The sequence below is a fragment of the Salmonella sp. SJTUF15591 genome, assembly GCF_043356435.1.
Lineage (GTDB): Bacteria > Pseudomonadota > Gammaproteobacteria > Enterobacterales > Enterobacteriaceae > Salmonella > Salmonella enterica.
On record NZ_JBEUJO010000002.1, the window covers coordinates 511,444 to 535,819 of the forward strand.

General features: G+C 49.2%; 27 protein-coding genes, 1 tRNA gene and 3 pseudogenes. 7 read left to right on the forward strand and 24 right to left on the reverse strand.

Features of this window, described 5'->3' with window-relative positions; translation table 11 throughout:
• Positions 1 to 22: 22 nt before the first annotated feature.
• Both bacA and folB read right to left on the reverse strand, forming a co-directional pair.
• Positions 23 to 844, reverse strand: coding sequence for an undecaprenyl-diphosphate phosphatase (gene bacA, locus ABVM99_RS06680; protein WP_001281933.1), 822 nt, complete (start codon positions 842 to 844; stop codon positions 23 to 25).
• Between the two features lie 97 nt (positions 845 to 941).
• Positions 942 to 1,301: a bifunctional dihydroneopterin aldolase/7,8-dihydroneopterin epimerase gene (gene folB / locus ABVM99_RS06685; protein ID WP_023195111.1), complete on the reverse strand. Its 360-nt coding sequence runs from the start codon at positions 1,299 to 1,301 to the stop codon at positions 942 to 944.
• Positions 1,302 to 1,407: 106 nt separating this feature from the next.
• On the opposite strand from folB, the gene plsY reads away from it, so the two are divergent.
• Positions 1,408 to 2,025: a glycerol-3-phosphate 1-O-acyltransferase PlsY gene (plsY, locus tag ABVM99_RS06690; RefSeq protein WP_001272785.1), complete on the forward strand. Its 618-nt coding sequence runs from the start codon at positions 1,408 to 1,410 to the stop codon at positions 2,023 to 2,025.
• A gap of 37 nt (positions 2,026 to 2,062) precedes the next feature.
• A pseudogene (locus ABVM99_RS06695) lies at positions 2,063 to 2,125 on the forward strand (hypothetical protein); the annotation flags it as partial.
• A gap of 122 nt (positions 2,126 to 2,247) precedes the next feature.
• Here the strand turns inward: ABVM99_RS06695 and tsaD are convergent.
• Positions 2,248 to 3,261, reverse strand: a complete 1,014-nt coding sequence (gene tsaD / locus ABVM99_RS06700; RefSeq protein WP_001264389.1) for a tRNA (adenosine(37)-N6)-threonylcarbamoyltransferase complex transferase subunit TsaD — start codon at positions 3,259 to 3,261, stop codon at positions 2,248 to 2,250.
• Between the two features lie 227 nt (positions 3,262 to 3,488).
• Between tsaD and rpsU the strand changes: the two genes are divergently transcribed.
• The 3 genes from rpsU to rpoD all read left to right on the forward strand — a co-directional run bounded on the left by rpsU (position 3,489) and on the right by rpoD (position 7,682).
• Positions 3,489 to 3,704: a 30S ribosomal protein S21 gene (gene rpsU, locus ABVM99_RS06705; protein ID WP_001144069.1), complete on the forward strand. Its 216-nt coding sequence runs from the start codon at positions 3,489 to 3,491 to the stop codon at positions 3,702 to 3,704.
• A gap of 235 nt (positions 3,705 to 3,939) precedes the next feature.
• The gene (gene dnaG, locus ABVM99_RS06710) at positions 3,940 to 5,685 is read left to right on the forward strand and encodes a DNA primase (RefSeq protein ID WP_000918865.1); all 1,746 of its coding nucleotides are present in this window, start codon (positions 3,940 to 3,942) and stop codon (positions 5,683 to 5,685) included.
• A gap of 14 nt (positions 5,686 to 5,699) precedes the next feature.
• Complete coding sequence (rpoD, locus tag ABVM99_RS06715) at positions 5,700 to 7,682, forward strand: RNA polymerase sigma factor RpoD (protein ID WP_001120159.1); 1,983 nt, start codon at positions 5,700 to 5,702, stop codon at positions 7,680 to 7,682.
• Positions 7,683 to 7,805: 123 nt separating this feature from the next.
• Here rpoD and mug read toward each other — a convergent pair whose 3' ends face one another.
• Positions 7,806 to 8,312, reverse strand: a complete 507-nt coding sequence (mug, locus tag ABVM99_RS06720; RefSeq protein ID WP_000237776.1) for a G/U mismatch-specific DNA glycosylase — start codon at positions 8,310 to 8,312, stop codon at positions 7,806 to 7,808.
• Between the two features lie 125 nt (positions 8,313 to 8,437).
• Here mug and ABVM99_RS06725 point away from each other — a divergent pair.
• Positions 8,438 to 8,513: transfer RNA gene (locus tag ABVM99_RS06725), tRNA-Ile, on the forward strand.
• A gap of 418 nt (positions 8,514 to 8,931) precedes the next feature.
• Here ABVM99_RS06725 and ABVM99_RS06730 read toward each other — a convergent pair.
• The 9 genes from ABVM99_RS06730 to ABVM99_RS06770 all read right to left on the reverse strand — a co-directional run bounded on the left by ABVM99_RS06730 (position 8,932) and on the right by ABVM99_RS06770 (position 16,062).
• Positions 8,932 to 9,780: a hypothetical protein gene (locus tag ABVM99_RS06730; RefSeq protein WP_001650757.1), complete on the reverse strand. Its 849-nt coding sequence runs from the start codon at positions 9,778 to 9,780 to the stop codon at positions 8,932 to 8,934.
• Between the two features lie 87 nt (positions 9,781 to 9,867).
• Complete coding sequence (locus ABVM99_RS06735) at positions 9,868 to 11,529, reverse strand: terminase large subunit (RefSeq protein ID WP_001650758.1); 1,662 nt, start codon at positions 11,527 to 11,529, stop codon at positions 9,868 to 9,870.
• Positions 11,513 to 11,869, reverse strand: coding sequence for a phage terminase small subunit P27 family (locus ABVM99_RS06740; RefSeq protein ID WP_001137908.1), 357 nt, complete (start codon positions 11,867 to 11,869; stop codon positions 11,513 to 11,515). The genes ABVM99_RS06735 and ABVM99_RS06740 overlap by 17 nt, the downstream gene beginning before the upstream one ends.
• A gap of 140 nt (positions 11,870 to 12,009) precedes the next feature.
• Positions 12,010 to 12,453 carry an HNH endonuclease signature motif containing protein gene (locus ABVM99_RS06745; RefSeq protein ID WP_023165946.1) on the reverse strand — a complete coding sequence of 148 codons (444 nt, stop codon included), beginning with the start codon at positions 12,451 to 12,453 and terminating at the stop codon, positions 12,010 to 12,012.
• Entirely contained in the window at positions 12,454 to 12,744 is a 291-nt protein-coding gene (locus ABVM99_RS06750) for a head-tail connector protein (RefSeq protein WP_001650759.1), read from the reverse strand. It lies immediately after the preceding gene.
• Entirely contained in the window at positions 12,737 to 13,075 is a 339-nt protein-coding gene (locus ABVM99_RS06755; protein WP_001201223.1) for a phage head closure protein, read from the reverse strand. Before ABVM99_RS06755 ends, ABVM99_RS06750 begins: the two co-directional genes overlap by 8 nt.
• Positions 13,072 to 14,301 (reverse strand): phage portal protein, encoded by a 1,230-nt coding sequence (locus tag ABVM99_RS06760; RefSeq protein ID WP_023195108.1) that lies wholly within the window; start codon positions 14,299 to 14,301, stop codon positions 13,072 to 13,074. Before ABVM99_RS06760 ends, ABVM99_RS06755 begins: the two co-directional genes overlap by 4 nt.
• Before the next feature lies 1 nt (position 14,302).
• On the reverse strand, positions 14,303 to 14,863 hold the full coding sequence (locus tag ABVM99_RS06765) for an HK97 family phage prohead protease (protein ID WP_023195107.1): 561 nt from the start codon (positions 14,861 to 14,863) through the stop codon (positions 14,303 to 14,305).
• Positions 14,864 to 14,907: 44 nt separating this feature from the next.
• On the reverse strand, positions 14,908 to 16,062 hold the full coding sequence (locus ABVM99_RS06770) for a phage major capsid protein (protein ID WP_001650762.1): 1,155 nt from the start codon (positions 16,060 to 16,062) through the stop codon (positions 14,908 to 14,910).
• A gap of 273 nt (positions 16,063 to 16,335) precedes the next feature.
• Here ABVM99_RS06770 and ABVM99_RS06775 point away from each other — a divergent pair, with 273 nt between their 5' ends.
• A complete protein-coding gene (locus tag ABVM99_RS06775; RefSeq protein WP_000138190.1) occupies positions 16,336 to 16,809 on the forward strand; it encodes a hypothetical protein in 474 nt (157 codons plus the stop codon).
• A gap of 36 nt (positions 16,810 to 16,845) precedes the next feature.
• On the opposite strand, the gene ABVM99_RS06780 is transcribed toward ABVM99_RS06775, so the two are convergent.
• The 11 genes and pseudogenes from ABVM99_RS06780 to ABVM99_RS06830 form a co-directional block, all read right to left on the reverse strand.
• The gene (locus ABVM99_RS06780) at positions 16,846 to 17,106 is read right to left on the reverse strand and encodes a hypothetical protein (protein WP_001123052.1); all 261 of its coding nucleotides are present in this window, start codon (positions 17,104 to 17,106) and stop codon (positions 16,846 to 16,848) included.
• Positions 17,107 to 17,672: 566 nt separating this feature from the next.
• Positions 17,673 to 18,164: a hypothetical protein gene (locus ABVM99_RS06785; protein ID WP_000365968.1), complete on the reverse strand. Its 492-nt coding sequence runs from the start codon at positions 18,162 to 18,164 to the stop codon at positions 17,673 to 17,675.
• Positions 18,165 to 18,602: 438 nt separating this feature from the next.
• Positions 18,603 to 20,022 (reverse strand): annotated as a pseudogene (locus tag ABVM99_RS06790) (helicase RepA family protein).
• On the reverse strand, positions 20,019 to 20,318 hold the full coding sequence (locus tag ABVM99_RS06795; RefSeq protein WP_000727198.1) for a DUF4222 domain-containing protein: 300 nt from the start codon (positions 20,316 to 20,318) through the stop codon (positions 20,019 to 20,021). The pseudogene ABVM99_RS06790 and the gene ABVM99_RS06795 overlap by 4 nt, the downstream one beginning before the upstream one ends.
• Positions 20,319 to 20,322: 4 nt before the next feature.
• On the reverse strand, positions 20,323 to 20,547 hold the full coding sequence (locus ABVM99_RS06800) for a hypothetical protein (protein ID WP_001133617.1): 225 nt from the start codon (positions 20,545 to 20,547) through the stop codon (positions 20,323 to 20,325).
• Positions 20,540 to 20,758: a hypothetical protein gene (locus ABVM99_RS06805; protein WP_001284750.1), complete on the reverse strand. Its 219-nt coding sequence runs from the start codon at positions 20,756 to 20,758 to the stop codon at positions 20,540 to 20,542. The genes ABVM99_RS06800 and ABVM99_RS06805 overlap by 8 nt, the downstream gene beginning before the upstream one ends.
• Positions 20,751 to 20,999 carry a host cell division inhibitor Icd-like protein gene (locus ABVM99_RS06810; RefSeq protein WP_000764070.1) on the reverse strand — a complete coding sequence of 83 codons (249 nt, stop codon included), beginning with the start codon at positions 20,997 to 20,999 and terminating at the stop codon, positions 20,751 to 20,753. Before ABVM99_RS06810 ends, ABVM99_RS06805 begins: the two co-directional genes overlap by 8 nt.
• 10 nt (positions 21,000 to 21,009) lie before the next feature.
• Positions 21,010 to 21,849 (reverse strand): hypothetical protein, encoded by an 840-nt coding sequence (locus ABVM99_RS06815; RefSeq protein WP_001650766.1) that lies wholly within the window; start codon positions 21,847 to 21,849, stop codon positions 21,010 to 21,012.
• 10 nt (positions 21,850 to 21,859) lie between these two features.
• A pseudogene (locus ABVM99_RS06820) lies at positions 21,860 to 22,066 on the reverse strand (helix-turn-helix domain-containing protein).
• 58 nt (positions 22,067 to 22,124) lie between these two features.
• Positions 22,125 to 22,808, reverse strand: a complete 684-nt coding sequence (locus ABVM99_RS06825) for a hypothetical protein (RefSeq protein WP_023195105.1) — start codon at positions 22,806 to 22,808, stop codon at positions 22,125 to 22,127.
• On the reverse strand, positions 22,805 to 24,229 hold the full coding sequence (locus ABVM99_RS06830; RefSeq protein WP_001650768.1) for an integrase family protein: 1,425 nt from the start codon (positions 24,227 to 24,229) through the stop codon (positions 22,805 to 22,807). The genes ABVM99_RS06825 and ABVM99_RS06830 overlap by 4 nt, the downstream gene beginning before the upstream one ends.
• Positions 24,230 to 24,376 lie beyond the last annotated feature (147 nt).

Below are 24,376 nucleotides of genomic sequence, written 5' to 3' on the forward strand. Positions count from 1 at the left end.
CGCCATCCGGCACGGTCAATCATCAGAAGAAGACGACGTAAACGGCAGCCGCCACCACAAAGCGGTAAATCGCAAACGGAATAAACGAGATACGCTTAATCAGTTGCAGGAAGGTCTTGATGGCGATCAGCGCCACCACAAACGCCGTCACAAAGCCCACAGCGAACATCGGAATATCCGCTGCGGTCAGGAATGACCAACTTTTGTAGAGATCCAGAACCGTTGCGCCCATCATCATCGGCACAGCCAGTAAGAACGAGAACTCAGAGGCGGCGTAACGGCTGACGCCCATCAGCATCCCACCGGAAATGGTCGCTCCGGAACGCGAGAAGCCCGGCCACAGCGCCAGACACTGGAAACAGCCAATCATAAACGCCTGACGATACGTCATATCATCCAGCCCCGGCGCGCGCGGTTCTTTCGGCTTCAGGCACTCGGCGGCAATCAGCAACAGACCGCCTACCACCAGCGCGTACATCACGTTAATCGGGTTAAATAGCGACTTGATCGTGTCATGAAAGACTAACCCCAGCACCACCGCCGGAATCATGCCCAGCAGGATGTGAATCAACGTTAATCGACCTTTACTTTCACCTTCACGCTGTAGCGGGCGGCCAAAGTGAATACCGATGAGGCCAAACAACCGCCGCCAGAACATCACCACGACCGCCAGAATAGATCCAAGTTGAATCACCACTTCGAATGTCTTGGCCGTATCGCCTTCAAACCCCAGCAGATGACCCACAATAATCATATGGCCCGTGCTGGATACCGGCAAAAACTCCGTCAATCCTTCGACCACACCCAAAATTGCCGCTATCAGCAGCGAGTGCATATCGCTCATCAATAAACCCCTAAAATGAAAAACACTGCAAAAATGGATCTCGCGTTAAGACCCCATATATAACCGTTTGGTTTAAAAAATATAAAATTATTTATTTTTATTTCAGATTATTGCCACGCTCAATAATTACCCCTACGTTCGCCGCGCGCGCGACGGCGCCAGGCTTGCTCAGTTTGATGCGAACCCACGGAGAATTGAATCGGCTAAGCAGCAGATCCGCCACCTCTTCCGCCACGCGCTCGACCAGAGCAAAACGCCCGCCTTCGACATGATTTCTCACCGTGTCGGCGATATCCGCATAACTTAGACAATCTGCGACATCATCGCTTTTCGCCGACTTGCGGTTATCCCATGCCATTTCGATATCGAACACCAGTTTTTGCTCGATAGTCTGTTCCCAGTCGTAAACACCGATAGTGGTGATTACCGAAAGTTGCTCTATAAATACAATATCCATCACGACCCGCCTGCTTTTTGGCTAACCCGGATACCACTTCCGGCGAAATGTGCGTATTATCCACAGAAATAGTAAATAAAACGACACTTTCAATACGGAACAGCTTATGAGTGCAATCGCGCCTGGAATGATCCTCTTCGCGTACCTCTGCGGCTCAATTTCCAGTGCCATTCTGGTTTGCCGCATCGCCGGGCTGCCCGATCCGCGTGAAAGCGGCTCCGGCAACCCGGGCGCGACGAACGTATTACGAATCGGTGGCAAGGGAGCGGCTGTCGCGGTACTTATTTTTGACATCCTTAAAGGCATGTTGCCCGTCTGGGGCGCGTATGCGTTAGGCGTTACCCCTTTCTGGCTGGGGCTTATCGCTATCGCCGCCTGTCTGGGGCATATCTGGCCGGTCTTTTTTGGCTTTAAAGGTGGGAAAGGCGTAGCAACCGCGTTTGGCGCCATTGCGCCCATCGGCTGGGATTTAACCGGCGTCATGGCAGGCACCTGGCTGCTGACGGTCCTGTTAAGCGGTTATTCATCGTTAGGGGCGATTGTCAGCGCCTTGATTGCGCCGTTTTACGTCTGGTGGTTTAAACCACAGTTCACCTTCCCGGTGTCGATGCTGTCATGTCTCATTTTGCTGCGCCATCATGACAACATCCAGCGTCTGTGGCGTCGCCAGGAGACGAAAATCTGGACGAAGCTGAAAAAGAAACGCCAGAAAGATTCGGAGTAGTTTTTTACGCTATGCCGTGCCTGCGCATCGCCGGATAAATAGCTCGGTGATAGGCGTACATATCGAATCCGCCGCACGTCACCCTTCCACCATTGGCGTGGTTAGGCGCGATTTTCGGCCTGATCTTCCTGGTGCTGCTGATCGTCACCGGGCTGTTGTGGATGCCCGTCGTTTTACTGTAAACCCGTTGGGGCGGCATGATGTCGCCCCCTTTTTCCGCTTTTACGCCGCCGGCAGCTCGGCCAGCGGCCAGCGCGGACGTACCGTTACGCCAAGATCCGCCGTAACGCCCGCCTTAAACCGCACCATTCCGGCATAGGCGATCATCGCCCCGTTGTCAGTACAAAACTCCGGACGCGCATAGAACACTTCGCCGCGGCGTTTTTGCATCATTTCGGCAAGCTTCGCACGCAGCGTGCGGTTAGCGCTGACGCCGCCCGCCATGACCAGACGCTTAAAACCGGTGCTTTCCAGCGCGCGCTTGCACTTGATCATCAGCGTATCCACGACCGCATCTTCAAAAGCGCGCGCGATATCAGCGCGAGTTTGTTCGTCGTCGCCATTACTACGAATGGTGTTAGCGGCAAAGGTTTTCAGACCGGAAAAACTAAAATCCAGCCCCGGACGATCGGTCATCGGGCGCGGAAAGACAAAACGTCCCGCCGTCCCCTGCGACGCCATTTTCGACAGCATCGGGCCGCCAGGATAATCCAGCCCCAACAATTTGGCGGTTTTATCAAACGCTTCACCGGCGGCATCGTCAATCGACTCTCCCAGCAGTTCGTACTGACCGATTCCGGTCACGCTAATGAGCTGCGTATGTCCGCCGGAGACCAGTAGCGCCACAAACGGGAAATCCGGAGGGTTATCTTCCAGCATCGGCGCCAGCAGATGACCTTCCATATGGTGTACAGGAATGGCCGGCACATTCCAGGCAAATGCCAGCGAACGCCCGACGGTTGCGCCGACCAGCAGCGCGCCGACCAGGCCCGGGCCTGCGGTATAGGCCACCGCGTCGATATCGCTCGCCGTCAGACCGGCTTCTTTTAATGCCGCCTGAATCAGCGGCACGGTTTTACGCACATGATCGCGGGAAGCCAGTTCAGGCACTACGCCGCCGTAGTCAGCATGTAATTTCACCTGACTATACAATTGGTTGGCTAACAGACCTTTTTTGTCGTCGTAAATAGCGATGCCGGTTTCATCGCAGGATGTTTCAATACCCAGTACACGCATGACTTGTTTTACCTCGCTCTAATACCGCGCAGTGTAGGTCGAATGCGGGTGGATGTATACCCTCAGTCCCGACTTCGTGTATACTCCCTCACCTTATAAAAGTCCCTTTCAAAAAAGGCCGCGGTGCTTTACAAAGCAGCAGCAATTGCAGTAAAATTCCGCACCATTTTGAAATAAGCTGGCGTTGATGCCAGCGGCAAACCGAATTAATCAAAGGTGAGAGGCACATGCCGGTAATTAAAGTACGTGAAAACGAGCCGTTCGACGTAGCTCTGCGTCGCTTCAAGCGTTCCTGCGAAAAAGCAGGTGTTCTGGCGGAAGTTCGTCGTCGTGAGTTCTATGAAAAACCGACGACCGAACGTAAGCGCGCTAAAGCTTCTGCAGTGAAACGTCACGCGAAGAAACTGGCTCGCGAAAACGCACGCCGTACTCGTCTGTACTAATCTTTTGAGAGCGGGCTGCTCTCAATTCAGATCGAGTTGTAGTTGTAAGGCCGTGCTTCCGAAAGGAATGCGCGGCTTGTTTTCGTTTATGCATTAGCATATACACAAAATCATTCATGCTGCGTCCAGGCGGCAAGAGAGCAAGTCCCCGGCGCTTACGCAAGTCAGCGACAGGGGTGAGCGAACGTAGCCAACACTACGGCAGCCTGAAGAATGACGTGTATAAAAGGGGCATATGGCTGGACGAATCCCACGCGTATTTATTAATGACCTGCTGGCGAGAACCGATATCGTCGATCTGATCGACGTGCGCGTAAAACTCAAGAAACAGGGCAAGAACTATCACGCGTGTTGTCCATTCCATAATGAGAAAACCCCTTCTTTCACCGTAAACGGTGAAAAACAGTTTTATCACTGCTTTGGATGCGGCGCGCATGGCAATGCGATCGACTTTTTGATGAATTACGACAAGCTCGAATTTGTCGAAACCGTCGAAGAATTAGCGGCCATGCATAACCTGGAAATTCCCTATGAAGCAGGCACCGGGCTTAGCCAGATAGAGCGCCATCAACGGCAAAACCTCTATCAGTTGATGAATGGTCTGAATGACTTTTATCAGCAGTCGCTTACCCATCCTGCGGCAAAACCTGCGCGTGACTATCTGCAAAAGCGCGGTCTGAGCGCTGAAATTATTCAGCGTTTCGCCATTGGCTTCGCGCCGCCTGGTTGGGATAACGCGTTAAAGCGCTTCGGTAATAACAGCGATAACAAGGCATTGTTGCTGGATGCCGGAATGCTGGTCAATAACGAGCAGGGCAGCACTTACGATCGTTTCCGTAATCGGGTCATGTTCCCTATTCGGGACAAACGCGGCAGGGTGATTGGTTTTGGCGGTCGAGTTCTGGGGAACGACACGCCGAAATACCTTAACTCTCCGGAAACGGACATTTTCCATAAAGGCCGCCAGCTATATGGTCTTTATGAGGCTCAGCAATATAGTGCTGAACCGCAACGCTTGCTTGTGGTCGAAGGTTATATGGATGTCGTCGCACTAGCGCAATACGACATTAACTATGCGGTTGCTTCGCTAGGTACCTCAACCACGGCAGACCATATGCATATGTTATTCCGGGCGACGAACAACGTGATTTGCTGTTACGACGGCGACCGGGCTGGCCGTGATGCCGCCTGGAGAGCGCTGGAAACAGCAATGCCTTATATGACCGACGGTCGGCAGGTACGCTTTATGTTTTTACCTGACGGCGAAGACCCGGATACGCTGGTGCGTAAAGAAGGCAAGGCGGCTTTTGAAGCGCGGATGGAGCAGGCGCAGCCGCTCTCTACGTTTCTGTTTAATAGCCTCCTGCCGCAGGTGGATTTAAGCTCGCCGGATGGCAGCACGCAGTTAGCCGCACTGGCGCTGCCGCTCATTAATCAGGTGCCTGGCGACGCGCACCGTATTCAGCTGCGCCAGACGTTGGGGCTGAAGTTAGGCATTTTCGATGATAGTCAGCTTGATCGTTTAGTGCCAAAACAGGCGGAAAGCGGCGTTTCCCGCCCGGCTCCGCAGCTAAAACGCACGACCATGCGTATACTGATAGGATTACTGGTGCAAAACCCGGATCTCGCGCCGTTAGTGCCGCCCTTAGACGCGCTGGATCAGAATAAGCTGCCTGGACTTGGCTTATTTAAAGAATTGGTCAAAACTTGTTTGGCTCAGCCAGGTCTTACTACCGGACAACTTCTGGAACTCTACCGTGGCACAAATGATGCTGCGACCCTTGAAAAATTATCGATGTGGGACGATATAGCAGATAAGGCGATTGCCGAAAAGACCTTTACCGACTCACTCAACCATATGTTTGATTCGCTGCTGCAACTGCGACAAGAAGAGCTGATCGCTCGCGATCGCACTCACGGTTTAAGCAGCGAAGAACGCCGAGAGCTCTGGACTTTAAACCAGGAGCTGGCCAGAAAATGAATTTAACGGCTTAAATGCCGCATATCGATCGGGAAGCCCCCGACAGCCGCAGTGAGAGGCAGCGGCCAAAATATAAGTATGCCCTCGCTTTAAATGTCGACAGCTATACCGTCGACACCAATCAAACGAATAAGTGTGGATACCGTCTTATGGAGCAAAACCCGCAGTCACAGCTGAAACTTCTTGTCACCCGTGGTAAGGAGCAAGGCTATCTGACCTATGCTGAGGTCAATGACCATCTGCCGGAAGATATCGTCGATTCAGATCAAATTGAAGATATCATCCAAATGATCAACGACATGGGTATTCAGGTAATGGAAGAAGCGCCTGATGCCGATGATCTGCTGCTGGCTGAAAATACCACCAGCACCGATGAAGATGCGGAAGAAGCTGCTGCACAAGTTCTGTCCAGTGTTGAGTCTGAAATCGGTCGTACGACTGACCCGGTACGCATGTATATGCGTGAAATGGGCACTGTTGAACTGTTGACCCGGGAAGGCGAAATCGACATCGCTAAACGTATCGAAGACGGGATCAACCAGGTTCAATGCTCCGTTGCCGAATACCCGGAAGCCATTACCTATCTGCTGGAACAGTACGATCGCGTTGAGGCTGAAGAGGCTCGTTTGTCCGATCTTATCACCGGCTTTGTCGATCCGAACGCGGAAGAAGAGATGGCGCCGACCGCAACTCACGTCGGTTCTGAACTCTCCCAGGAAGACCTGGATGATGACGAAGACGAAGATGAAGAAGACGGCGACGATGACGCCGCCGATGACGACAACAGCATTGATCCTGAACTGGCACGCGAAAAATTCGCTGAGCTGCGCGCGCAATACGTCGTTACGCGCGACACCATCAAAGCGAAAGGCCGCAGCCATGCTGCCGCGCAGGAAGAGATTCTGAAGCTGTCTGAAGTGTTCAAACAGTTCCGTCTGGTACCGAAGCAATTCGACTATCTGGTCAACAGTATGCGCGTGATGATGGATCGCGTGCGTACTCAGGAACGTTTGATCATGAAGCTCTGCGTCGAGCAGTGCAAAATGCCGAAGAAGAACTTTATCACGCTGTTTACCGGTAACGAAACCAGCGAAACCTGGTTCAATGCCGCTATCGCGATGAACAAACCGTGGTCGGAAAAACTGCACGATGTCGCGGAAGAAGTGCAACGCTGTCTGCAAAAACTGCGGCAGATTGAAGAAGAGACCGGTCTGACCATCGAACAGGTGAAAGACATCAACCGTCGCATGTCCATCGGGGAAGCGAAAGCCCGCCGTGCGAAGAAAGAGATGGTTGAAGCGAACTTACGTCTGGTTATTTCTATCGCTAAGAAATACACCAACCGTGGCTTGCAGTTCCTTGACCTGATTCAGGAAGGCAACATCGGTCTGATGAAAGCGGTAGATAAGTTCGAATACCGTCGCGGTTACAAGTTCTCCACCTACGCAACCTGGTGGATCCGTCAGGCGATCACCCGTTCTATCGCGGATCAGGCGCGCACCATCCGTATTCCGGTGCATATGATTGAGACCATCAACAAGCTCAACCGTATTTCTCGCCAGATGCTGCAAGAGATGGGCCGCGAGCCAACGCCGGAAGAGCTGGCTGAACGGATGCTGATGCCGGAAGATAAAATTCGTAAGGTGCTGAAGATTGCCAAAGAGCCAATCTCCATGGAAACGCCGATCGGCGACGATGAAGATTCGCATCTGGGTGATTTCATCGAGGATACCACCCTCGAGCTGCCGCTGGACTCTGCCACTACCGAGAGCCTGCGCGCCGCCACTCACGACGTTTTGGCTGGCCTGACCGCTCGTGAAGCGAAAGTGCTGCGTATGCGTTTCGGTATCGATATGAACACCGACCACACGCTGGAAGAAGTGGGTAAACAGTTCGATGTTACCCGCGAACGTATCCGTCAGATCGAAGCGAAGGCGCTGCGTAAACTGCGCCACCCGAGCCGTTCTGAAGTGCTGCGCAGCTTCCTCGACGATTAATTCGCCGCACAGGTATAAACGCCGCCGCAAGGCGGCGTTTTTTTATCAGGTCATGCGCAAGCGCCCTATTTGGCCTACAGAATTTCTACACAGCGCGAGTATTCGCGCCCTCATTCCCCATTGCTATAGCCCACGCATAATGAGCGCTTGATCCAGTTCGCGATAGGCCTCGACCAGTTTTTCCGTTTTAATTCGGTTTAAGCCGCTGGGATTCGGCAACACCCACACCATCGTCGCGCCAATGGCGATCTTTTGTTTACCCCAGGCGATACCGCGCTGGCTGAATCCCTGTTCAAAAGCCTGTTTACCAAGCACCGCCAGCGCCGCGGGCTGATAGTCCTCTATCTTTTCAATCAGGTTGCGTCCGCCGCTACGTAATTCATGCAACTTCACCTCAGTCGCTTGTACCGTCGGTCGGTCGACGAGTTTCGTTACCCCGCAGCGAAAATCCAGTAATTTTTCCGCCTCTTCCGGTTTCAACTGTCGATCGGTGAAACCGGCCAAATGAATAACTTTCCAAAAACGATTCGCGGGATGCGCAAACGGAAAGCCGGTATTCGCCGAGGAGAGTCCCGGATTGATGCCGCAAAAAACCACCCGTAGCCCTGGCGCCAGTATGTCCTTAACCATTATTACTCCTGAGCAATACAACGTTCTTTAAGTATAACGGGTTGAAAACACATTGTTTATAAAAACAGCACCCGCACGGTTACGGCTGGATTACAGCGTAAAGTTACATTATAATCCACCGCCACGGCCCCTTAGCTCAGTGGTTAGAGCAGGCGACTCATAATCGCTTGGTCGCTGGTTCAAGTCCAGCAGGGGCCACCAAATATCAAGGATTTGCGAGGAATCGCGAATTTAAAGAATCTCTAGGATACCTATAGGATACTTTAACTAGGTATTTTGGAGTAACGGTTTGGCTAAAAGCCTAAACGTCCAGTTGGGTCGTAGCGGCCTCTTTCACTGGAAGATGTTCTAAGAACACAAGCGCTACGGGTCTGTATTTCTTGCTCCCAACTCTTCATGAGACGGCAGGAACCCCTAATGGAGGTCTCAATGACTAACTCTATTAAGGGCTCAGACCTGCTGTCAAAGCGTATGCTTGCCTTGAGTGGCTTGCTAATGACGCTAAGCAATATTGGTCTAAGCCCATTTGTTGCTCTGCCAGTTAGTGTTGCTCTTGTCTATGTATTACGTAAGTAACAGCGTAACAAGCCCGGCCCGGCGAAAGCCGGGCCACCCACTCTTAGAGTGCTTCATCCTCACTTAACATTTCTGGCGCTAAATCCAAAAGTTCAGAGACTTCACTTAATCGCTTCTTAGAAAACATCCAAGCTTTCCCACCCCAACGAACAGTTATCCATTTTCCGCTCAGTTCTTTAAGTTGTTCCGCATAATCATTTGTGTCTCCTACCACTACAAACGCCTTTTCGGTGTAATCAATTAAGCGGATCTCATTAGAGCTAGTAGTTTTTTTTACCTTAGCTTTTGGGCTCGAAGTAGCAAGCGTAGAGCTATCGGCATCAAATTTCTTATCTTCGTGACTTTTCGCTGCCTTGACAGCTTTCACATCCACCACTGTGTTAACTGAAACTTCTCGCAAAACGATTGTTAACTGACGCGATAGCTTCATTTTAAGCTCATCAACATTCGTATATTGCTCTTGTATCCCTTTGTCTCTGATGCTTTTTTTAAATTCTTTTAATTTCTCAAGCTGTTGTGTATCAATAAGATCGAGATCCACTTGTTTTTTTGAATAGTAAAGCATCACTGGTTTTTGTTGTTTCAAAAACCACTTAATCTCCTCAACGGTGCCACTTTCTTCAACACCTGTTGGAGACCCTAAACGAGTCCAAAAAGCACCAATTAACATATCGCAGTTTCTAACCACCTGATTGTTAATGATGCCCTGCGGCCTATCCCCCATTGTTGGAGCACTGTGGGACTCCCACCTTACTGGTAACAATACAAAACCAGTCGTTTGTGAATTTAAGGCATTCCATTCATAAAGACTCTCTGTAATAGCTTCCCTTTCTTCAGGTACATCTGATGGAGATGCAATTAGCACATTCAACACAGTTGCCGAAAATGACATTTTAATTTCCTCATCGTTCTAAATATGCAGTAACGAGTAACGTTTTTACATTCATGCTTTTACGTTTAAATTAACATCAAAAGCATTCTATATACCATTGAACTTCAACAATCTTTCTTTGTGAAACATGCTCATATCAAAAGCGAATTCTTCATGCTCTGCCTGGAAAGTACCGAACGCCATCAACGCTGCGACCGCAGGATCGATCTTGTTACCGGATTTCTTTTTGTTAGGTTTTATGTTGGCGTTAGCGTCGGACTCCATCACCACGTTACCCATAGCCCAGGACAGAACCGGATCGCCACGATGGCGTAATACCTTACGGTTAACGAACACCTCAAAAGATTTAGCAACCGGGCTGAACCGCAGATAAGTTTGCTGGAAAGGCTCCACATCGAGCCCCGCCCCCTGTAACTGGGTACGCAAATGCGTCGCGTTCCACGTATCAAAGCCCACCAGCCGGATACTGAATTTTTCAGCATCTCGCAGGATATCATCACGGATGCGGTCATAGTCGATACAGTCGCCGGGCGTGGTGCGTATCCAGCCCGCGTTCACCCACTGGCGATAGATGGTGCGGTTTTTGTTAGCGACGTTAAGCAGCTGCGCTTCCGGCAGATAATGACGGGTAAGAAGTCGGATCTCCCTGTCGAACGGGAAAGCGTAACTTACACTGGTAATATCGCTGGTTGAGGACAGATCAAACCCGGCGTAACACTCCATTCCGGCCAGATCTTCTTCAGCATAATCGAGTGCACAGGCATCCCATGCCCCGGCCCCCATCCACGGCGTGGATCCCTGACACCAGATATTGAAACGTTTGGTCAGCATTTCCACCCACTGCGACGGTATGCTACGAGCTTTCTGGATGGTGGATTCCAGTTTCGCGGCGTCAACGGACACATGCAGGTTAGGGTTAGCCTTGCTCCACATTTCCGGCTGTTCAACCTCGCTTTCGTCGTCCAACTCGTAGATCAGGACAAACAGAGAATCGTTGCTCTCTTCCCCGGCCAGAATCTGGCAGCAGTAGTCATAATGCTGTTTACAGGCGGAAACGACGTTACTCCCGGCAGTAGTGATGGCGAACAAAATCGCCTCAGGACGTGCGCCCATACCCAGCTCAAGCGCGGAATAAACTCCGTTATCCGGATGAAGGTGGTATTCATCGACAATCGCCAGGCTTGGGTTAGTCCCTTCAATAGTGGCCGCTTTTGCCGCCAGCGGTTTTAACAGGCTGTTGCTCTTCGGGAAAATGATCTTGTGCGCCTGAATATTGACGCGCTTTTTCAGCGGTTTTGACAGCAGGCACATCTGGCGGGCATCGTCGAACACGATACGGGCCTGATCCCGACTCACCGCCGCCGTGTAAATATCCTGCTGGCCTTTTTCCATTACCAGGAACCAGTTAGCCAGCATGGCGGCCACAGTGGATTTGGCATTCTTGCGCGGCACTTCGATAAAGGCGCTGCTGTACTTTCTGCGACCTGTCTCCCTGACCTTAAAGCCCAGCAGATTAGCGAAGGCGAATTGCTGCCACGGTTCCAGCGCGATTGGCTGGCCGCGCAACGGACCTTTGACGTGAGGGCAAAGTCGCGAGAACGCGATAAACCGCTCTACTGTCGCCGTATCAAACTCATAACGGAGATCATTCAGGTCTGAAAAGTACCTTTCGACGGCCTGTTTTACCCGCTTACAGGCCGGAATTTCGCCAGATTTAATAGCGCTGGCGTAATCATTCCATACGGTCAAGTTCGTCTTCCTCTTCAGTTTCAGGCGGGTTACGGCGACGGCTCACCGGATCAAAGCCCAGCAACGACGACATTTTTATGAGAATTTTTTCGGCATCAGCCTTTGCGCTCAGTGCCGGGTTCCGGCTCTCACCGCCCTGGCTGTTCACAATGCTGAATCCCCGTGTGGCAAGGTCTTCCACAGCTTTGCGGTACATCGAATAGTTGACGCAATAAAGCTCAAGGTTGTTCCAGTCGGCAGGCGTCAGATCACCACGTTCCGCCAGTTGCTTCGCCTTTGCTTTCCACTGCTGCGCCGCGATTTCATCAAGGTAAGCGGGCGGTTTCGGTGGTCTTGGCATAAATCACTATTTTCCTTTTCGTTTTATTTTCAAAAAAATCACTGTGCATAAAAATTTGAGGGAGCGGGTGGTTCCTCGCCGGGAGGGGGTTGTCTTTGAAACCTCCCCCACCCCGTTCACGCTGACTCATGTATTCCTGTTCACTCATGAGCAACCTCATAGACCCAGTCGTTGCGGCGCTGCGCTGCTTCTTCCTGTTCCCGGAACATTCCGGCTTTACGCTGCTGCTTAGTTAGCGGGTCCGTTGTGGCTGTCTTGCGACCATGACAGGCAGCACATAACGGCTGGTGGTTACTGGATGGCCAGAACAACACATCACCTTCGCCCTCAATAGGTATGATGTGATCAACGATAGTTGCCTGCTTATAGACGCCAGCACTATGGCAGTGGGCGCACAGCGGATTAGTCTTCAGAAAGAGGAGCCGGTATTCTCCCCATCGGTTGGAGTAACCGCGTTCTGTGCGTGTGCCTCGTCGGCTATCACTCTGCCGTTGTGCATTCCGTTTGTGTTCATCACATTTGCCGGACTTTACCCGTTTATTACATCCGGGCTCTGTACAGCGTCGTAAAGGTTGCCATGGCATTTAATACACTCCAGGTTCCCGGTAGTAGTTCCACAATGACGAAGTGCTAAAGGGAAGCTCGGACGTTTTTTCCGCCGCTATTTCCCGGTGCTCATACCAGTGACCGACCAGTAGCAGACACCCGACCTTCAGCGCAGGATTAAACTCGAGTCCGTCATCAAAACGCCTGCCGATATGTTTCTGGCAAATCTCCAGCGCGGCGACGATATACCCGTTTATCAGGGCGTTCTCATCATCCCCGTCGATGCGGCAATGCAGTTTTACTTCTTCCAGAGTTATTAATTCAGCCATTGGCCACGCCTCCTTTACAAAGGAGCTCAAGACTGGTGCGGTCGTTATCCGGGAGGGCCGCCTCTATACCGTAAATATCACCACTGACTGCGGGTGACAGATATTTCACCCTGTGTCCCTGCTTAACATCACTGCGATAGCGTATCCATATTCTGACTGTGGCCTCAGAGGACCACGAACCGGTAGCCAGAAGCTCCCGGCCAGAGATACCTTTTACCTCAGCCCAGATCGTGGCGTAGTCCACCCAGCGTTTTATCGGTTCTCCCAATGGCCCCTGACTTTGTTCATAGCGCTGCAGCGTTATACGATGTTTTAATCCTCCGGCTCTCATTCGCTACCCTCCTTACTTTTATTGTTATTTACTTCGATCTGCTGCTTCCATGCCTGGCTGAATTCGTCCCCACCTTCACGCGGTGGCATCCCCTCACGTTCGCGGGCTTCATTCGGATTCATAATCCCGTTTTTAATACCGCGTTCGTAAGTGGCGTAGCGTTCGGTTGGTGTAGCGCGGAGAAGGTCAGCAGAATCGAACTCAACCTGGTAACGGGTACCGGATGCAGGACGGGCCACCAGCAAAGCGGATTTGATTTGTTGTTCGAAATTCGCCAGCCAGGGACGCATGGTCATAGTGAGAAATGCGCGGCTCGCTTCGCTGAAGTTGCTGTAGGTACTGTTGCTGTATTCCTGAAGAAAGATCGGAGAAACATTAAACATACGGGCAATGTCTTCAATGGAAAAACGCCGGGAAGCCAGCCATTCAGCATCCTGATTACTCATGCCCAATTTTTCGTAATCCATTCCTCCTTCAAGAATGGGCGTTTTCCCGGCATTTCGTGCACCCTTGTACCGCTCCAGTGCATCCAGGGCTTTTTTACCGTTCACGCCGTCAAGCCAGTCTTTTGCTTTGACAATGCCCGCCGCCATCATGCCCTCTTTCATGATGTTAGCGCCGTGGCGCTGCTGGGCCAGTCCAAGGCCCAGCGCTTCCCGGCAGATGGTTATCGGTGAGCGCCCCAGAAAACCATCGTCCGTGGCATAACGCAGATGCAGAATCTCTTCCTGAAGATAAGTACGGGTGATTCCGCTAAAGGGTTCAGTAATAGTGTATTTGTAACGGTGTCCGGACAGACGCTCCGGAACTACGGTCCCCGGTGCATATGGATGCAATGATTCAGGCTGTCCATCACGGCCCCAGCGGATCACCGCATAAGCGTTACCGTTCAGCAGACAGTGCCGCATCATCGTGCGTTTAAACTGGTACGGTGTCTGACAGTCGTTCGGCTGCTCATTCAGCAGATAATCAACCGGGTGATTACTCAGCCACTCCCGCGCCTCACGCCCTTTATCATTCGTTACCCGGTAGAGATAACAGGGCATGGTTGCCACTGCTTCACTGATGACCGATACGGCGTTCATGACAGCCGGCAGAGATTCCGCCGTCCCCGCAGATACATATTCGCCGGATCCGGTATTAGGTATGCCCACCATCGCCAGCCATTCATCGATGGCCATGCTGCGTTGTTCTGCCTTACGGCTGAAAGGCCAGAGAGTCCACATATCAGATCTCCACCAGTTCGGCCCAGCGTCGGCGGTTATCGCCATCGCGGCGTAACTCAGGATACTGGGAATAAAGCGAGCGGTGTGCAATTTCCACACCGGACTCCGGGTAAGCAGGCAGAGAAGTGATCGTAATTTCTCGCAGTTCAGCAGCGGTGACGATACGCAGATAAGGCGACTGGGTAATATCCCAGTTCTCTTTCAACGCCCGGAATCCAAACGACATGCCTTCTATATCGCCCCGTTCCACCAGCTCCAGCACATCATTACCTAACTGAGTATTAGGTGGTGTTAGTTCAAATCGCAGACCCGTATCATCTTCCGACAGTATCAGCGTGCCGGATCTGGTACGCCCCAGCAGTTGGGTATAGTCATGTTCAAATAAACAGCGCACATCATTACCGGATGCGAGATAGCCAGCAAATGCTCCCGGCGTAAACTGTTCGCGGAATTCGTCACAGATAATTTCTGACAGGCTGTTCCAGCGCACCGCATAGCCCACCAGCCTGCGCTCTTTGGCGATAAGTTCAGAGGTGCGGATTTCAAAATTAACGGTATCCATAACGGACTCCATAAAGACCAGAAAGGGGCCGAAGCCCCTGTGAATTATTTGGTGGAGGAAGCAGAGATTTCGAGCAGCTTGATGGCGCCGGAATCAACCACACCACCGCCCAGGTATTTATCCGTATGAATTTTGATAAAGCCCGGTTCGGTGATGTTATCCGGGCGGGTGCGGGTGCCTGTCTCATGGTCAACGATGAAATAGCCACGTTTAAAGTCGCCAATACCGATCAGGTCGTCCGGCATGGTTTCGAGATATTCAACCGGGAGGCCCAGCAGCGTATCTGGATCACCTGCCTGTAAACGGTCGCGCCAGATGTAATCCCCGTTACCGTTTTTCAGTTTCTGAACGGAGGCCGCCGTGGTGGAGTTCGTTACCCATACGGCATTTTTGCGGTACTTCGCACGAAGTTTAAATTTCAGGTCAATCAGAAAATCCGCATTAAGTACACTCACGGTGACCTTCTGGATTGTGCCGAACGGACGCGTTTTGTCACCGTCCGGGCTGAGTGGGTAAGAGAGAAAACCCTTCGCTTTTTTCACGCCGTCTCCGGATGCCAGATCCGCTTCTTCGGTATCGACGAAAGCATCGCCAATTTCAGAGGACAGCCAGCCCATGATATCCACACCAGAAAAATCGATAATTTCCTGCGTGGTCTTCGGATAGGTGTAAACCGGGAACAGGCGGATACTGACTTCTTCCAGTTTCGGCGTAGTTGTCTCACCACGGGCTTTTCCTTCCTCGCCGTGGTTCACCCCCGCTCCGCCCACAGAGACAAGCTGTTTAAACTCGTTACTGCCGATTTTTTTCACGGTGCAGATTTTGCGCATAACGGACTCATCGTTAAGCTGCTGCATAATCTGTTTGTTAAGTTCAGGAATAACGGTATAGCCACCGTCCTCCGGAATGCTGGTAGACAGGCTGCGGGCTTCCCCGGTCAGAATGTAGGTACGTAGTTCGTCGTTGCTTACGCCGTTTTCGTTCACCGGGTGGCCTGGCTGGTTACGTTCTTCGCTGGCTATGGCTTCGTAGCGACTGATTTCAGTATCGAGTGTCCCGGCGCGGATGCGGAGTTCGTCAAACTGCGTGCCTTCCTCATCGGTCAGGCTGCGTTTTTCGCTGTCGGCTTTTTCAAGCAGGTTACGCATCTGCGTTTTGATTTCGGTTTTTTGCTGACGTAATTCGAGTAATTTCTTCATGGAGTGGTTTCCGTAACAATTAACGTTGAGACGTGAAACCAGCGCTTTAAGGGATGTCCACCCGGAGAGAAAACCGCGGATCTGCCGGAAGAACCGGGTGGACAGTGGCGGCTCACGTCTGAGGGCCACTCTTCAAGATATGGATCAAATTATCGTTGTAAATGATGTATTTTTACTCCGAACAGTCTTGAAAGATGACGCACAAATAATTTACAAAACAAGCGAGTAAAATTATTATGCGAGACGGAAACCATTAAATTAATAAGGGATTTTATGACTGAAAATGACGTTATGGGTGCCTTGTTCGCTCAGCAAAGGATACAGATTCTTCACATTGGCAAGCATCATGATGAATTTAGCGACGCATATCTCCACGCCTGGGAGTCCGGCGTTTACCCATTGATGAGCGATACCGATGGCAGCGTCCCCCGTAAACCTCACGAGTTTTATGCTCAGTATTTCACCGCATCAAAAGAGAAAGTAGAGTTTCTGTTAAAGCGTCTTGATGATGCTTGGCGTAAAAATGAAGGGCTCACATTTTATGACCTGGAGGATGAATTAGGCGTTCGAGGCTACAGCTCTAAAGGATGGAATAGAGGTGATTTAATCGATATTTGCCGATATCTGTACCTTGACGGTTGCTACGATAATGAGTTTTGGTCTGCGCTAGTTGAGAACGGGAAATGCCCGAGCGAGGCGCTTAGTCTAACTTCAAAATTTCAAAGAGAAGTTGATATCGACTTCTGACTGATTACAGGCCTGGCACTAGTCCAGGCCTGTTGTTTACTTCTCGCTCATCCACATCGGGGGATCTGGTAACAGAGCCCTGTATCCTTCCAAATGCTCAAGTAAGGCATCAAGTTGTTCTGTATTTGTGACGATACGTTCCCCAGAAAGGGTATGCATAATGAAACCGTGCGGATCGTCCCAAAAAAAAGCTTCTTGTTCTAATGCCTCCCGGTAATCAGCAGTAGGCATTGTGTCCAAACTGGTTAGATTAAACTTTTCCATATGTTCAATACGTTCTTCATTTGTGATTGGCATGTCTCGACTCCAGACCTATAAAATTAAATAAATATCCCTTAAACCACTAACCTTTCTGATTTTGAAAATTAACCAATAAATTCAATGCATTAAAAAACAAAGCAAACTTTAAAGTATGCGATACTGTCTATTATATCAATTGACTGATAAGTGGTTGATTATTTAGCTAAGTAGATCCGCTAGATAATTTATCTTATAGAAGGATGTTTTGAATACAAAAAACCCGACCGAAGTCGGGTTGATTTCAAAGCAACTAACACTTAGCAGTTGCACACGGGGATAGCAAATACCTTCGCCCGTTTAGGATAACTCAGGGTCCCGTCAGGGTTGCGTTTGTAGGGTCTAAATATGACCTCACAAGCGTTACCACATTTTGGACAGATTCCGTTAGCCATAAACATTACCTGTTTTTATGTACAAGCTGTAATCCTATCCAGCCTTGTAACTACGCAGGTTAACCGCTATTCTTAAGTTCTCACGCTTAAAGAGCTGCGGTTAATCTGCACTCTGGAAGAAAATCCATTTTCTTCCCCCTAAAGCCCTGCTACCAAGCAGGGCTTTTTTGTTTAGTCGTTTGCTGGTTGTGAAACCGCAAAGGACTCAATAATGGTACTGATCCTTCTCGCCTCGTCTTTGGTCAAATCACGAGGAAGATTACCAATGATTACGGTAAGTTCGTCACGAAGAGGAATCGGCAGTTCAAAGGTTTTGACTAAAGTATTCTGCAAACTGACCGGCGATGATTGGCTGTTTTTCACAGGCGATCTACGCTGCTTCACTGTCACATCTTCGCCTTTCTCATACGCAATAAATTTTGCGACAGCTCCGTTAAAGCGGCTGATGTAGGATTTTTGCGTATCCTCAGCAATACCATTGGCCATAACGTAAGTGTTAATAATGCCGGTCGTATCCCACTTATCTGCAGGTACACTGTCAGAAAGGGACTCTTTAACCAAATAGCAAACGCTACGGACGTTACCTGCAGTACTTGGCGACGCGCCAGTTATGTCAGCATATTGGTCGATAAAACTGTAAAAGTTAGCCTTGGACAAGTCCATAATTCTAACCTCCTTAAGCAGATAGAACTCAACTTGTAAGGATAATGGCACAACATTTCTCATTGCGCAAGATCACAACACACAAGATCTTTAAAAGATCTGTAGAATTAGCATAGTATTGTGAATTGGAGTGATGAGGAGTGAATAGCGATAATGTAGTACGAACAAGCTGAATCAAAGTGTACATAGTACCTTTGCTCGCTTACGTTCTAAAATCCAAATCACCCTTGCCGCTCTTTGCGCATTTCACGCCGCATTTTCTTTTGCCGCATGTGAGTGCGGCAAGCAATATGGGTTAAAATGGCACAAACCCAGTGCTCATGCGGAGTTAAGGACATATCAACTTACCGCCGCACTTTTTCCAGGTATATATGAAAGAAGTGCGGCAACAGCACAGATTTTAAATAATTAGCGCACCAACCGCATTTGCTGCCGCAATTATTCGCCTGAGAGTAGTGTAATCACGCCTTGATAATCGACCTCTATTAGCCCATCGCGGATCAGTTTCTCCAGCCATTTGGTGAAAGGATTTTCTAGCCTTATCTCCCATCATGGCCTCCATATCATCACGCAAAACAGCTTTGTTGCATGTTTCTCCTTTTGCTTTCCTGCTGCGAATACTCTGCCAGAGTGCTGCATGATTGCCCGTCAGATTCTTAATCTCCGCCAGTTCAGGGTCCAACTCCCTTGCTTCACGTGGTATATCACGAACAACCAGCGACGAGACTATTTCACCATCGCGGTCGGTGAACAGTTCTACCGTACGCAAATCGAAAGCAGCTTGTTTGGGTTCTTCTGCATCTTTCATCTTGGTGTAGGTAAGAATTATTGCCCCACCTTCCCCCTCACGCCGAATGTTAAACTCTGCATCAAGTGCAGCCCTGAATGCGCTGGAGCCCCGAGCTCCCTTTGTATCATCCTTACCAGAATGGTGGACCACTAGTAATGTGGCACCGGTTTCACGCTTTATAACGTCGCAGCCTTCAATAAACGCCCCCATATCCCGGGCATCATTCTCATCATTACCGCCAAAACAACGGGCCAGCGTATCTACGACGATCAGGCGTACCGGCTGTCCCGTTCGGTATTTCACATCCTTTGCAGCTTTTATCATCTCTTCTGTTTCCTCACGACGCACCGGGAAGACAGGACGATTGACCAGAAAAAGATTATCCAGCTTCACATGATGCAATTTCTCCCATGCTTTAATACGGCGTGGAACACCGATCCCCCCTTCTCCAACAACGTACATCACAGCACCTGGTGAGACAGATTTTCCAGCCCATTTAAATCCCCCCGCAACATGGCAGGCCCAGGATACAGCTAGAAAACTTTTGTAAGATCCACTGGGGCCGTAAATACTGCTCAGGCTGTTAGCAGGGAGATAGCTTTTTAGCGTGTAATCTTGTTCTTGGTCATATCCATCAGATCCAACGCTCAGCGGCAAACTATGACGCATAGAATCCTCTAGTACAGAATCCTCAATCCGTTCGCGCAAACGTGAAAGATACTCTTTCCAGTTCTCCGGCTGGTGGTCGGGAATCCCCTTGTATAGCTTGGCATCTTGCACTCCTGCCTGCGCCAGCTTCTCGCCAATGGCGTTTATCAGTCTCGGTTCAATGTTCCCTGCCAGATATACACGAGCACTATGCCGCCCCTTATCAATAATTTGCAGGTTATCCAGTTCCGCCAGTTGCTTAGGCCCCAGCCAGACAGGAGGCGTTGTATCTTCGGCAATTTGTTTACCCAGGCCCTCTTCCCATCCCTTTGCATGAGCGTAAGCATCAGCCCCGGCAAAAATGATTGCCTCTGTGAATTTTTCCTTTGGCAGAAATTTTAAGTTCGGAGCACGTTTCATTTGCCAGCTCTCTTAGCAGCAATTAAAGCCCGCAAATACTGAATTTTTTCTACTGTGTTGTTTGACTTGCACCATTCGCTGAATGTCTGACGTTTCACCAGGCTGAACTCCCTTTCAAACCGTTCGACCGGGAAAACACACTCTCCGGAATAACCCTCCCTGATATACGTAATCCGGTTATCAGTAACCATTTTCACCGTTACCCGTTCGCCCCGGTTATCCTTGAAAATATCGCCCGGAAGGATTTCAGGCCGAGTCTGACCACCAGCAGTTAAGCTGTTAATTTTCTTTTTCATGGCGTTAGTCCTTTTTGACTGGTGTTACGCGATAACCGGCGCGTTCAAGAATCAGCTCAAAGAGTTTAGGAGTACCCACAATTTCGTCTGCCATTAATGTCCTAACCGATACCAATCCGTTTAGCGTATAGACCATATAGCGATTGCCAGATGAGATATGATTCATAACCATCCCATCAGACCGACGAACCACGTCAAAAATTTCGTAAACTTGTGGCTGGTTAGGCATGACGCACCTCCATTTTGCCAACATTCTCGAGTTCCCCAGCCACGTGGTAAACCAGATGCCGTATGCCACACATCGCGGCAACAACATCGTCCTTATCCATTTCATGAGCAGCCAGCTCAAGCGCAATTTGTAGGGACAAAACCTGCCCCAACGCGCTATCAACTTCCTGCCAAATGGGGAGGTCATTTATCAGGGTGGTTTTGTTAGCCATGAAGTACCTCCTGTCCGGGAATCGTCAACTCATAGGCGCCGTTGACGTACTGGTACAGCAAACATTCAGAGCGAATCTTTGTAACAAAGGTCAGATCCCTGCGGAAATACCACTCGTGAGCTTCTTCTTCGGTGTCGGCAGCGATGCGGATAACTACAGGCGTGCAGGTCTGTCCTTTCGTTATACCGAGGAATAGCCATGTAAATTTGGGGTGAGTTTGGGTATGCTGTTTATCAGCCATAACTGTTACCTCAACTAACGGTTTGGTTAGACGCCCTGTATGTGTTGCGAGCACTACGGGGCGTTGTTTTTATAGACTCACACATGTTATTGTATATGCCTATTTGAGTTAACCATAAACCTATAGGCATATACATGTCAATATCTCGAGATAAACAACCTAAGGGTGGCGGCAAGTCACCAATGCTACCAATCCGCATTCCTGCTGAACTACGCAAACAATTTGATGAGCTAGCGCAAGCTGAAAACACCAGTACCAGTAACTGGCTAAAGGAGTTAGGTAGAGCGGAGTTACGGAGACGTGGTATTGAGCCAAAAAATTGAATCACGCTTATAATATTGAGATAATTAGTAATGAAAAAATTCAGAACCATCTTTTTCAAGATACTTGGTGCAAAAACATCACTAATCCTATTAATTGTATTCTGCGGTGCAAGTTTTTTATTTGGGCAATATCTTAATGACATGAATTTATTTGCAAGCTCTGGAGCGATCATTTCAGTATTCGGATTACTGTATACAATAAAATTCACAACTTTAAAAAAACTATCTAACCGCGAAGCTGAAATTAACTCACGTAGTGGGGTTACAGGTCCTCCGCTAAGTCCTGAAGAATCTAAGAGAATGAGAGAAGAAAATATTTCAAAAGCTCGCATTGAAGTACGAGAAGAAATAAAAGCAGAGGTCATCGGTGTCGGTTTAACAATATTTGGCACATTTGTTTGGGCATATGGAGGATACATAAAAATCATTGAGCCTATCTCATTATGGATGCATAAGATGTTATAAATAGAAATGAACATCTTAGATAAATAGCGGCCCGGCATGGCCGCCTTTGTTTTATGTGCCATATCCAGCTCCTTAAACCGTCTGCGTTCTGCGGGTGGAATCCAGATAAGCATCCAGATCAGACTTGAAGTAAATGACCTTCCTACCGACCTTATGAAAGGGAATTTTTACCTTGCCAGTATGCGCCCAGTTCGCCAGCGTCTATGGGTTCACACCAAGATGAGCTGCGGCCTCATTACGAGTGAGTCTTTTAGAATAATTCGATTCAACCAAATGCATAAGTAGCTCCGTGTATGTCTGGTTAGCAACGGAGCTACTATAATTTTTTGATTTTTTTCTATAAGGTGAGTACATGATTATGGGGGTGAGGAGCTACTTCCCCCCCTCCCTCAAATATTTTTTTGCTGGCATATTCTGGTGGGATAACCAGATCTGAATTTTTGTTCTGTCTGGGTCTTGGTGGAGCCAGTTTTCCTTTTGTTATCCAATCTTTTAGCGTTTTTTCATCCACTTTATCTTCATAACGTATCAATAATTTTGAGATCATTTTTCTTTTTGAAAGTGCCGGATTATGTTTCCAGGTAGATTTCATAATTGCCACGATTTCATCATATAGGCGGTGTCGTGGGCCAGATGCCGCAATGCTACGCTGCTTAAATGCTGATCCCTCAGCAATTTCTTTATATATAATTTTCTGACAGCGCTCTTTTATATTTCTTCTTTCAATAACTAAAGCCATATCTTCCGCTAATGTAGTAAAATCATGAGCCTCCAATATAAAAAACACCTTGGCCAGTGTTTGCTCTTCAAAATCAGCATCATCCTTTGACGGTTTATCTTTGCGCATTTTTTGTAAAATAGACTTCAAATGCCCACGAGATATTCTGTTGATATCTTTTTTTAGTTCGTTACCTAAGTCTCTTTTATAGTTAAATTGTAGATCTCCAAAATTTCTAGCAGTGCGCATGAAAACATCAACAAAATTTAGCCGTCCAGAATCTAAGTATTTTTCCAGGCTCATGATTTTTCCTCAGCATTGTTAGAATTCAGCAGATCAAATAAAAGCTTACGTTTATCTTCATCACTTAAATTTTCCATGACGGACAGTAACTGAGCATCTATTCCTCTTTTACTTTCCACCAAGCCAGCATATTCAATAACAGCCCGTTCAATTCTGATAGCTGGCTCGAGTAGTTCATCAACACCAAAATGAAGATAGCCCTGAGTAACATCTGCACTTCTCATCGTTCGGTGGTTCATTAGTCGCTTGAGGATATAACTACCAACGCCCACCAGCTCGGCAACTGTACCGAATGTACGGCGGGCATCGTGCCATTTGAATGGGATTGGCTGGAGCAAATCAGGATTGGGGTCTGGGACGGTGGCGGCACTGATTCGATCAATTACATGGCGATATTCTTTAATGACTCCTTTAACTCCAGGAAACACTAAAGCCTCATTTCCGTTTTTCATTTTCAGTCGGCGCCGGAACAGATTCAGCAGAGTTTCAGTGATCGGAAGCTCGAGCGGATCGCCGTTCTTGGTGGTATCTATCCAGAAATAACGACCGCCAATATTTACCCGATTCCAGGTTAGTTCGAATATTTCAGATTTACGCAGCCCGGTGAACATCGACATTTCTACAGCGTCACATATTGCGGCAGCTACATCATCTCGTCCTTCTTCGGCCTTATCACGAACTACAGCGACGGCATTTAACCAACGAGCAAAGTCATGGGTGCGGATGCGCTCTGTCTTTCTGATCGTGCCATGCCACTGACGCTTTGTACTCAGCACCTGTGTTGGCGGGTCAGGTAACAGCGTTCTCCCTTCTTCATCACGATAATGATCATGTGCGAAACGATATACGGCGCGCAGAGCTCTGGCCCACAGGTCAGCCTGAGCTTTGCTACCGCTTCCTACCCCAGCCCTGAGCGTTTCTTTATCAGCGCCAAACCAGACTGAACCATCAGTTACTGCTTTGTGACGATGCTCAACACGATCACGCGAAATAGTAGCGAGGGACTGTTTCATCCAGTCGCCGGAGTAATTTTGCAAGATAGCGCGATATTGCTTTTCGGTTGTGGGTTTAAGGCGGTGGCCACGGTTCTTAATATAGGCATCCAGCGCATCAGCAAGCGTGACAGATGCCTTCTCATTGACACGCTTTTCCACATTAGGATTTTTCCCGGTGGTCGCTACGTCACCCAACATTTCGAGTGCCTTTGCCCTGGCATTATCAATAGTAAGATCCGGAAAACGGCCCAGCGTGGCCCGGATGAATTTTCCATTTCTCTTACGTGAGATACAGAAGCTTTTCACACCACTGGTGCCAATACGGATGCGCAGACCATTAACGATGGTATCGCCGTACTCAACCTGGCCACGTTCGGCAGGTGGGAGGTTTTCGAGCTTAGTTTTCGTAAATTTGAATGTTTCCACAAACACTCCACACCAAGCGATCGGGGTATCCTGAAAATCGCTTGTTTTGCTCTAGGATACCTATAGGATACCGCAAAGGAGTATTTTAGAGTATTTCTGGTTATTTATACAGTATTTTCATATCAATTAAGTTACTGAAAATTATAG

Excerpts from the sequence above, each read along its gene's own strand:
- bacA (WP_001281933.1), bottom strand. The coding sequence starts at position 844 with ATGAGCGATATGCACTCGCTGCTGATAGCGGCAATTTTGGGTGTGGTC.
- folB (WP_023195111.1), bottom strand. The coding sequence starts at position 1,301 with ATGGATATTGTATTTATAGAGCAACTTTCGGTAATCACCACTATCGGT.
- plsY (WP_001272785.1), top strand. The coding sequence starts at position 1,408 with ATGAGTGCAATCGCGCCTGGAATGATCCTCTTCGCGTACCTCTGCGGC.
- tsaD (WP_001264389.1), bottom strand. The coding sequence starts at position 3,261 with ATGCGTGTACTGGGTATTGAAACATCCTGCGATGAAACCGGCATCGCT.
- rpsU (WP_001144069.1), top strand. The coding sequence starts at position 3,489 with ATGCCGGTAATTAAAGTACGTGAAAACGAGCCGTTCGACGTAGCTCTG.
- dnaG (WP_000918865.1), top strand. The coding sequence starts at position 3,940 with ATGGCTGGACGAATCCCACGCGTATTTATTAATGACCTGCTGGCGAGA.
- rpoD (WP_001120159.1), top strand. The coding sequence starts at position 5,700 with ATGCCGCATATCGATCGGGAAGCCCCCGACAGCCGCAGTGAGAGGCAG.
- mug (WP_000237776.1), bottom strand. The coding sequence starts at position 8,312 with ATGGTTAAGGACATACTGGCGCCAGGGCTACGGGTGGTTTTTTGCGGC.
- ABVM99_RS06730 (WP_001650757.1), bottom strand. The coding sequence starts at position 9,780 with ATGTCATTTTCGGCAACTGTGTTGAATGTGCTAATTGCATCTCCATCA.
- ABVM99_RS06740 (WP_001137908.1), bottom strand. The coding sequence starts at position 11,869 with ATGCCAAGACCACCGAAACCGCCCGCTTACCTTGATGAAATCGCGGCG.
- ABVM99_RS06745 (WP_023165946.1), bottom strand. The coding sequence starts at position 12,453 with ATGCCATGGCAACCTTTACGACGCTGTACAGAGCCCGGATGTAATAAA.
- ABVM99_RS06750 (WP_001650759.1), bottom strand. The coding sequence starts at position 12,744 with ATGGCTGAATTAATAACTCTGGAAGAAGTAAAACTGCATTGCCGCATC.
- ABVM99_RS06755 (WP_001201223.1), bottom strand. The coding sequence starts at position 13,075 with ATGAGAGCCGGAGGATTAAAACATCGTATAACGCTGCAGCGCTATGAA.
- ABVM99_RS06760 (WP_023195108.1), bottom strand. The coding sequence starts at position 14,301 with ATGTGGACTCTCTGGCCTTTCAGCCGTAAGGCAGAACAACGCAGCATG.
- ABVM99_RS06765 (WP_023195107.1), bottom strand. The coding sequence starts at position 14,863 with ATGGATACCGTTAATTTTGAAATCCGCACCTCTGAACTTATCGCCAAA.
- ABVM99_RS06770 (WP_001650762.1), bottom strand. The coding sequence starts at position 16,062 with ATGAAGAAATTACTCGAATTACGTCAGCAAAAAACCGAAATCAAAACG.
- ABVM99_RS06775 (WP_000138190.1), top strand. The coding sequence starts at position 16,336 with ATGACTGAAAATGACGTTATGGGTGCCTTGTTCGCTCAGCAAAGGATA.
- ABVM99_RS06780 (WP_001123052.1), bottom strand. The coding sequence starts at position 17,106 with ATGCCAATCACAAATGAAGAACGTATTGAACATATGGAAAAGTTTAAT.
- ABVM99_RS06785 (WP_000365968.1), bottom strand. The coding sequence starts at position 18,164 with ATGGACTTGTCCAAGGCTAACTTTTACAGTTTTATCGACCAATATGCT.
- ABVM99_RS06795 (WP_000727198.1), bottom strand. The coding sequence starts at position 20,318 with ATGAAAAAGAAAATTAACAGCTTAACTGCTGGTGGTCAGACTCGGCCT.
- ABVM99_RS06800 (WP_001133617.1), bottom strand. The coding sequence starts at position 20,547 with ATGCCTAACCAGCCACAAGTTTACGAAATTTTTGACGTGGTTCGTCGG.
- ABVM99_RS06805 (WP_001284750.1), bottom strand. The coding sequence starts at position 20,758 with ATGGCTAACAAAACCACCCTGATAAATGACCTCCCCATTTGGCAGGAA.
- ABVM99_RS06810 (WP_000764070.1), bottom strand. The coding sequence starts at position 20,999 with ATGGCTGATAAACAGCATACCCAAACTCACCCCAAATTTACATGGCTA.
- ABVM99_RS06815 (WP_001650766.1), bottom strand. The coding sequence starts at position 21,849 with ATGGCACATAAAACAAAGGCGGCCATGCCGGGCCGCTATTTATCTAAG.
- ABVM99_RS06825 (WP_023195105.1), bottom strand. The coding sequence starts at position 22,808 with ATGAGCCTGGAAAAATACTTAGATTCTGGACGGCTAAATTTTGTTGAT.